Origin of the sequence: Clostridium algoriphilum (genome assembly GCF_020443705.1) — a bacterium.
GTDB classification, from domain to species: Bacteria; Bacillota; Clostridia; order Clostridiales; family Clostridiaceae; genus Clostridium_AD; species Clostridium_AD algoriphilum.
In genome coordinates, this window is record NZ_JAIZZK010000074.1 from 1 (window position 1) to 6,498 (window position 6,498).

At 27.3% G+C, this 6,498-nt stretch carries 6 protein-coding genes; 3 read left to right on the forward strand and 3 right to left on the reverse strand.

What is annotated here, in order from left to right:
- Positions 1-688 precede the first annotated feature (688 nt).
- From LGK95_RS21625 to LGK95_RS21635, 3 genes are all read left to right on the forward strand, one after another.
- Positions 689-1,270, forward strand: a complete 582-nt coding sequence (locus tag LGK95_RS21625) for an Ltp family lipoprotein (protein WP_226126971.1) — start codon at positions 689-691, stop codon at positions 1,268-1,270.
- A gap of 366 nt (positions 1,271-1,636) precedes the next feature.
- Entirely contained in the window at positions 1,637-1,837 is a 201-nt protein-coding gene (locus LGK95_RS21630; protein WP_226126972.1) for a nucleic acid-binding protein, read from the forward strand.
- Positions 1,838-2,567: 730 nt separating this feature from the next.
- A complete protein-coding gene (locus tag LGK95_RS21635; RefSeq protein WP_226126973.1) occupies positions 2,568-2,822 on the forward strand; it encodes a hypothetical protein in 255 nt (84 codons plus the stop codon).
- Positions 2,823-2,926: 104 nt separating this feature from the next.
- Here LGK95_RS21635 and LGK95_RS21640 read toward each other — a convergent pair.
- From LGK95_RS21640 to LGK95_RS21650, 3 genes are all read right to left on the reverse strand, one after another.
- A protein-coding gene (locus LGK95_RS21640) for an IS3 family transposase (protein WP_404814484.1) occupies positions 2,927-4,263 on the reverse strand; the annotation gives its coding sequence in 2 pieces (ribosomal slippage) (positions 2,927-3,870 and positions 3,870-4,263; 1,338 coding nt in all).
- A gap of 180 nt (positions 4,264-4,443) precedes the next feature.
- Positions 4,444-4,869, reverse strand: coding sequence for a universal stress protein (locus LGK95_RS21645; protein ID WP_226126975.1), 426 nt, complete (start codon positions 4,867-4,869; stop codon positions 4,444-4,446).
- Positions 4,870-5,164: 295 nt separating this feature from the next.
- Positions 5,165-5,584 carry a universal stress protein gene (locus LGK95_RS21650; RefSeq protein WP_226126976.1) on the reverse strand — a complete coding sequence of 140 codons (420 nt, stop codon included), beginning with the start codon at positions 5,582-5,584 and terminating at the stop codon, positions 5,165-5,167.
- Positions 5,585-6,498 lie beyond the last annotated feature (914 nt).

Below are 6,498 nucleotides of genomic sequence, written 5' to 3' on the forward strand. Positions count from 1 at the left end.
CTGTTCATAATCAAAAACACAATTAATTTCATCTTTTTTATTATATCCAAACAATTGATTTTCATGTATATAAAAATCAATTGCTTGGAAACAGCAAATGTCGTGAAAAGAATATTTCACGACATTTGTATTTTATCATTCCTATTATATTAAAATAATATTTAGGAAACACAAAAAAAATGGAACCTTTTGAATATGTAATGACTATTCTATAATATAGAATACCTAATGACTATTCTATATTATAGAATTCTTATAGTATTTCTCCTTAAACCTAGCGCGTAATCGCTAGGTTTTTAATTGATTCTTTTCATATCACTTACCTGTATATTGTATGTAGATTAATCCAAATGTGCTACAAATTTATAAATATATATATCACCCTATGTATATTTGCATTTTTTTATTACTTATGTCTTATGTCGTTAAAGTCTGGTTTCACGTCATTAATTGATGATATAGAGAAAGCAACAATAGAAAAAGAAGAATATGATTTAGTAAGAGAAAAATAATTCCGTAATAAATGAAAGGGATTTTAACTGCATATTTGTTTTATAAAATTGCTAAAAATAATTACAATATAGTAAAAATATTAATATTAGGGTAGTTATAGTAAATTTAGCTCTATTTTATGCAACCTCTTTATGATAAAATAAAAAGATAAATATGAACGGGGGGTTAATTAATTATGAATAAATTAACAAAATGTAAAGCGTGTAGTAAAGACATTGCGAAAGGAGTGAAAAAGTGTCCAAGTTGTGGTAAAGACCAAAGAAATTGGTTTATGAAACATAAAATTATTACTGGTATTATTGTAATTATTTTTATAGGCGTTTTGGGCAATATGAATAAAGAAGATGATTCAAAATTAGCTACTACAAATAAACAGGAAACTAGTCAGACTGTTGCAGTAAAAGAAAAAGCAGTAGAAACTGTTCCAGTAAAAGAAAAAACAGAAGAAACTGTTCCAACAGAATATAAGTCTGCATTAGAAAAAGCAAAAACATATGGCGATACTATGAATATGTCTAAATCTGGAATATATGACCAGTTAACATCAGAGAATGGAGAGAAATTTTCAAAAGAAGCTGCTCAATATGCTATAGATAATGTAAAAGTTGATTGGAAAGAAAATGCATTGAAAAAAGCACAGACATATCAAAAAGACATGTCAATGTCTCCAAGTGCAGTTTATGACCAATTGATATCAGAAAATGGTGAGAAATTTACATCAGCAGAAGCACAGTATGCTAAAGATAATCTCAAGTAATATATTGCTCTATAAATATTAAAAAGCTAACTTAAGTATCTAGTATGTATTTAAAAATTCGTGATTTGGAGTTTACAATTTAAAATGTAATTCATTAAGTACATAACAAAAGGATGTATGATTTACTATAAAATCATACATCCTTTTTATTTTAAGAATGGCTTAATGTCAAAAAATCTATGAAAGAGACTTTACCGTTAAAAATCACAATAGAAAAGTTCTAAAAAATGAAGTTTAAATTTAATATAGGAGATGTTTTAAGTAAAAAAAATGAAATTTGTAGACATATTTTTTCTTATTTTAGGGGCAATAGGCTCAATTGTTAGTCGGAATTGTAAAATATAAAAAATAAGAGGAGGTTAGACTATGAAAATTTGTAACCAATGTCAAAGTGAACTGAATGAGGACTTTGATATTAAAGTTGATGCAAAAGCATATGGTATTAAAATTACTAACAAAGGTATTTGGGGAGATAAAATAGATAAGCCCAAGGTAGCAATTTTCCCAAAATGTGGTAATGTGAGTATGTATATTGAGAATGTAGAAAAGAGATTAAAAAATAAATAATTATGATACTTTATTTTTTGAAAATTAATTGTGGTATTTTTTGTTACACAATCTGATTATATATGCTTAAAGTAACACAATAGTAATTGAGTTACATTCACATTGAGGCTATCACTTATTTTAAGAAAATTGTAAACATACTTAATTTATAGTAATTATGGTATGATTAAATATATATTGTTAGTCAAAATTATAAAATATTGTTACCTTGAAAAGGTAGGTGAAATTTATGGATTGGATAAATATTTTATTAAATGGAATTGTATTTATTTTATCATATATTGCTTGTTATACATTCTATAAAAAATCAAGACTAATACGATGGATAAATAAGTGGATAAATAAAAAGACTTGGCGATTAATATTTACTTTTTTTATTATTTTTATATTGTATTTAGTTACAATGAGCATTATCAGAACGACAAGTATTTCAGTCGAAGGAAAGTATTATAATATACTAGAAGGATTTTTTATGGCATTATATGTAAGCATAATTCCTTTTATATTTTTCAAGAAAAGCAGTGACTGACTAATCGCATTGTTCTTATTGATCTTATTATTTTGATATTCTGAAAGTAACACAACTATAATTGAGTTACTTTCACATTGAGGCTATTACACATTTATAAAGAATTGTAAATATACTTAAATTATGATAGTTATGGTATGATTAAATATATATTTTATGTCGTACTCGTAATTTGTTATACATCAGGGAGGAGGAATTAATTTGAGAACTATTATTAGTATAATCTGTTTTTTATCATTCGCAGTTCTTATATTTAAAGATTATCTTAGAGATAAAAAAACATATAAAATATTAGGAATAATTGCGGCGTTTATATTAATTTATTTTGAAACTCCATTTGCAAGTGGTATTAGTAAAACATTAGAAAATATATTAGTGGGAATAATGGCTATACTATCAATCAGTCTGTTTTATTTACTAATAAAAGATATTAAAGAAACAGTAACAAAGACTTAATTATGTTTTTGGGATTAATAATTCGTAACTTTCTTATATTCCGTCGCAAGTAACCCCCATATCTAATTAATGTGTACCCTTTGTCAATGACAAGTAAAAAAAGCCTATGCTGATTTTTTGAGATGGTTTCTGTATTGAACAGGAGTCATCTTTTTTAAATTCCATTGGTATCTGTGCTTATTATAATAAATCATATAGTCCTTAATTTCCTTTTTTAGCTCCTCAAAAGTCTCACATGACTTTATGCATGCTTCATCCTTAAAATGGCCAAAGAATGATTCTTGAGGAGCATTGTCCCAACAATTTCTCCGTCTTGACATTGACTGTCCCAAACCACATTTTTTTACTAGCTTTTGGTATTTCGGACTAGTGTAATGGGATCCTTGATCTGAGTGAATAAACGCATCTTTAGCTAAGTTAATTTTACTATTCTTTTTTAGTTTGAGTATAGTGTCAGTTACTATATCTAACCTCAAGTTATCAGACGCATTGTACGCCAATATTTCATTAGTAGAACCATCCTTAATTGTTGATAAATACGCCCGGTTCCCTTTGCCATAAAATAAATAAGTTATATCTGTAAGCAATACCTTTCCAGGTATGTTTTGCTTGAAATTTCTATTTAATAAATTAGGTAAAACGGTATGTTCCTTTGTTGCTTTTAGCATTCTTTTATTTGCATTAGGCTTTCTAATCGGACATACAATACCGTATTTTTTCATTATTCTTCCGATACGCTTTAAGTTATATATGATTCCAAACTTGCCTTGTAATGTCATTTTTATTTGTCTTGCTCCCTTTTTTCGACCTTTGAAATTGTATGCATTTAGAATTATATCTCGAAGTATAGCATCTTGATTGTCACGTTGCTGCCTGCGGCTGAGTGATTTGGCTAAGTAATAGTTATAATATCCAGAACGAGATACTCCCACAATTTCACATAAATAACTAAGCATGTTTTGAAGTTTATATTTATCAATTATACTGTTTATGATAATAAATTTTTCTTGTGATGCTAATATTATTTCTTCTTTATCAGCCTTCTTTCTAGGTAATCTATTTTTTTTAATATTTCGTTCTCAGCTTTCAATAAGTTGACTTGTGCTGTAAGACGTTCAACCTTTTTTTCTGTTGAAAGTTCTTTATCACTGAATTTTCCTGACTTTTCTTTTCTCATATCGATTAACCCAAGGATACCTTCTTTTCTATACGCTCTACGCCATCTTTTACCTGATGATCTAACACGTTCCATTCCAAGGATATCTATATCAAAACCATGTTCTTCAAAAATTAATCTTGGAAGCTTTCCATTCTCATTTTCTGACATAAAAAATTGTTTGAATTCATCGGTGTAAGTAATTGATTTACTACTTACGTTACTTACACATTTGTTGTTTGATAATACTTTTATTTGTTCTTCTGTAAAAGCTATAATACTCATTTAGTCACCTCTAAGTTTATTTATTCTATTATACATAAAAATAACCCCATAGGGTAGGCTTTTTTAGCTGTCTACTCTATAGGGTACATTATATAATGATATGGGGTTACTTGATACGATATATATGAAGATTGTTCATTACTCAAAACATTTTAATTACAACAAATACTAATATAAATACTAATCAGGAATAACTATTACTGATACTTTAGCATTTCTAACAACCTTATTTGTTACAGAACCAATTATTCTATATAAACCTTTTTTACTACACTTTGTCATTATTATTATGTCAGAGCTATCTTTTTCAGCCTTTTTTAATATTTCATCTCCAGCGTATCCCAAAATTGAAAACTCTTCAACTTCATAGCCTTCCAGTCCCTTTATTGCTTTATCTAAAACCAATTTACTTTCCTCTGCTAAATAAGCAAATTCATTTGGAATTGAATTTGGCGTTTCTATCATCTTGTCAGTTAAAATTGTTTCTACTACATTCATTAGTGTAATGGAAATATCATCCTTACTAAAGAATTTTTTTAACCAATTAATAGAGTGCATGCTTCTTTCCGTACCATCTAAGGGCACTAATATTTTTAATTTTCTCATATACAACGCCTCCTTAAATTATTTATATACTATTTTTATACTATTCTATATGATAGATCTATAATCCTTTAAAAACATTATTTAAAAACAGTAAATGTCGTGAAAGATTAATTTCATGAAATATTTTATTAGTAAAATAAAAATCACTTAAAGTCTCGCTTTACTCACTACTCTTTCAATTTCAAAATAAGTAAATAAGTTTGAGTATGTAAATGAAGATATTGGTAAATTTACACTATCTTTTATTAGGAGCAAAACTTTATAAAATAAGGCTTTGCTCTTATTTTAGTAAATACTAATCGGGAATAATTATTACTGATACTTTAGCATTTCTAACAACCTTGCTTGTTACAGAACCAATTATTCTATATAAACCCTTTTTACTACACTTTGTCATTATTATTATGTCAAAGCTATCTTTTTCAGCTTTTCTTAATATTTCATCTGCAGCGTATCCCAAAGCTGAAACCTTTTCAACTTCATAACCTTCTAGTTCCTTTATTGCTTTATCTAAAACCAAATTACTGTCTTCTGTTATATAGTCAAATCCAGGTGGATTAATTGGATCCATCATCTCGTTAGTTAAAATTGTTTCCATTACATTAATTAGCGTAATGGAAATATCATCCATACTAAAGAATTTTTTTAACCAATTAATAGAGTGCATGCTTCTTTCCGTACCATCTAAGGGCACTAATATTTTTAATTTTTTCATATACAACGCCTCCTTAAATTATTTATATACTATTTTTATACTATTCTATATGATAGATCTATAATCCTTTAAAAACATTATTTAAAATACGAATGTCGTGAAAATATATTTTAACAAAATAACAATAACCACCTCATTGAATAATATACGAACTGTGAAATATATGTTTTTGTAAGATTCATGTTATGGTCTAAAACCCTACTGTTTACAACGGTATAAATGGAACCTTTTAGAAGTGTTATGAATATATATATCGCGAGAGTATTAAATGTCCAGTGGATAAATATTTATTTATTATATCGGATACTACAGTTATTATTTCTTTTAGCCTAGCGTAATTGCTAGGCCTTTTTGATGTTGGTGTGTAATAATGCCTATAAATAAAAAATGCAAAGGTATTAGGATAAGGGGGACCCCAACCTAATTACCTTTGCATTTAAAAACCATACCCAAAAAGAAATGGTAATAGTATGTTAACTTAAGTTTAACAAAATAGCAATAACTTAAGTTAATCTATACCTTGGTTTTAACAACAAAAGAGACTAGTATCAATTAGCCTCTTTTAAAAAGAGATATTAAATTTTCATGTCTTTTATATCTTGTCCACTTTTTTAGAAATATTCATTGTTTTATAAATTATTTAATTAGTTTTCAGTTAAAATTCATAATTGGATTTTAACTAATTAATTGTTGTTGATACTGTAAGAATGGGTTAATAGACTTAGATCAGACCAAGTGGAGGAATGGAAGGGTAGCCCGTAGTGAAAGTCCCATTAGGGAATGCGGTAGTTAGATTTTAGTTAAATTTAATTATGAGTATGATGAGGATAAAAACAGTGTACCTATGGTTTATAGGCGTGTACTATAAAAGTGATTTATAATTCTTTAGTATGTTTTATCTGAACAAACAAATA